We start from the raw sequence: 2,043 nt of genomic DNA, 5'->3' as shown, positions 1-2,043 counted from the left end.
GCCGCTGCGTCCTCGGCGGCCTTGGTCTCGATCTGTTCCTGCTGGTGCTCGACCTGCGCCATGATCCGGGCACGCAGCGCGTCACCGGCGCCGACGCGGGCGCCGGACGTGCCCTTCGCGGTGTCCGCGGTGGCGGTGCCGAGGCTGCTGAGCGGGGTGGCGGAACCTTCGGGGGTGTCGTCGTCCGAGATGAGGGAACCCACCGAGGGCAGGTCCGGGACGGAGATGGACACCGGGGGCTTGCCGGTCTGGGCGCTGGCCATGCCGCCGGCACCCACGGCGGCTATGACGCCGACGCCCAGGACGGTGGAGCTGCGGGCGAGGCCTCCGCCCCGCTGCTTGGTGACGCGATGCCGGCCACGGGCAGGACGGATGGACTCCTCGGTGGGGTTCCACTCCTGGAACGGGCCCTCGTCGGTGCGCTGACCGCCGAATCCGAAGGTGTCGGTCTCGCGCTTCGGCGCGTACTGGGCCGCGGGGGCAGGCCGGTTGGACGCCACGTGGGCGTACTCCTTTCCTTCCTTCTCGCCTACCGGGTTAGCTGACGGGTTCGGAGCAGGAAGGTCTCCTACGCGCGTATACCTGCCGTGCTTCCACGGTGGTATCCGCCCGATTCACCCCAAGTGGTGGTTCCCCGGTTCCCTTTCGGGATTCGGCGCGTGCGCACGGAGCCGCCTTCTGTGACGGCTGGGACGACCGCGCTGCGTTATCGAACGTTAATGGAGGCGCGAGGGGTATTCCAGCGATTCCACTTGATCATTAACCTTTTTCGCGCGGACCTACCTGCCATGACCGGCTCAAATCGGGCGAGTTGACTGCATCGCACGTGGCTGACGAGGTTTGACGGTGTGTCAGTTGTTATGCGGAACGGGGTGGTTCGCTCACCGAACGTAATGAGCCGTCGCGCCATGAGAGACCGGTACGCACCATGAGGTTCCGGTAATACACCGAGGGCCGGAACCCTTTCGGATTCCGGCCCTCGGCCTTCAGTAGCGGGGACAGGATTTGAACCTGCGACCTCTGGGTTATGAGCCCAGCGAGCTACCGAGCTGCTCCACCCCGCGGCGATGAATGCAACGTTACGTCACCGCGGAGGGCGGATGCAAATCCATTGCCCGGCTGCACCCCGGCCCCACCCACACCACCTCACGCGGACAGCTCCTGCCGCAGCGCATCCCTCAGCCGCTCCGCCCTCTCGGTGACGGACGCCGGCCCCAGCGACACGGCCCGGTCGGCCCACCGCTGCCCCTCCGCCAGCTCACCCCGACGCGCGTAGACCAGGGCCAGCCGCAATGCCGCCCGCCCGTGCCCCGCGTCGGCGGCCCGCGTCCACCAGATCGCCGCCTCCGGCTCGCTCCCCTCCCGGGCCAGCAGCAGCCCGAGATTGAACGCCCCGTTACGGGACCCGGCCTCGGCCGCCTCCCGGTACCACCGAGCCGCCTCGACGACATCGCCCCGGGCCGCCGCGAGCATGCCGACCCGCACCTGCGCCCGCCGATGCCCCTGTGAGGCCGCCCGCTCGTACCACTCCTCGCACTCGCTCCGCCGGTGCACCGGCTCGCCGAGCTCGTGCGCGGGCTCCGGCGGCCGCCGCGCGTCGAGCACGGTCGCCAGCCGGTACGCGGCCTCGGCGCTCCCGCCCCCGGCCGCACAGCGCAGGTGCCGCTCGGCCTCCTGCTCGTCGCCGTCCCGCAGCCTCGCCATGCCGACCTGGAGCGCCGCCTCGGTGTGCCCGGCGGCAGCGGCACGCTCGTACCAGCGCAGCGCGGCCTGCTCCTCGTCCCGCCCGGCATGCAGGATGCCGAGGTTGAAGGCGGCGTCCACGCTCCCCGCCTCCGCGGCCTTGGAGAACCACGGCTCCGCGCCCGTCTCGTCGCCGCCCCGCAGCAGCAGGATCGCCAGCGCGTTCGCGGCCTCCCGGTGCCCGGCGTAGGCCGCGCGCCGGTACCACTGCTCTGCCTGCGGGGTGCGCCCCTGCTCGGCGCAGAGCAGGCCCCGCGCCCCTGAAGAAGGCCGATCATCACGCCGTCGCCGCGTAGGTAC

Annotated in this window: 1 protein-coding gene, 1 tRNA gene, 1 pseudogene and 1 riboswitch; all 3 genes and pseudogenes read right to left on the bottom strand. The window is 71.5% G+C overall.

Translation table 11 applies throughout. The features are described from left to right. Positions 1-500, bottom strand: a pseudogene (locus ABZ281_RS47380) (M23 family peptidase); the annotation flags it as partial. An 11-nt stretch (positions 501-511) separates the two neighbouring features. Beyond that, a riboswitch (cyclic di-AMP (ydaO/yuaA leader) is annotated at positions 512-668 on the bottom strand. A 322-nt stretch (positions 669-990) separates the two neighbouring features. Continuing rightward, positions 991-1,064, bottom strand: a tRNA-Met gene (locus ABZ281_RS47375). A gap of 82 nt (positions 1,065-1,146) precedes the next feature. Continuing rightward, positions 1,147-2,043 (bottom strand): tetratricopeptide repeat protein (locus tag ABZ281_RS47370; protein ID WP_356664818.1); only part of this gene is annotated, 897 nt, incomplete at its 5' end.

The sequence above is a fragment of the Streptomyces sp. NPDC006265 genome (assembly GCF_040613555.1).
Lineage (GTDB): Bacteria > Actinomycetota > Actinomycetes > Streptomycetales > Streptomycetaceae > Streptomyces.
This window is presented reverse-complemented; position numbering and strand designations above follow the sequence as displayed.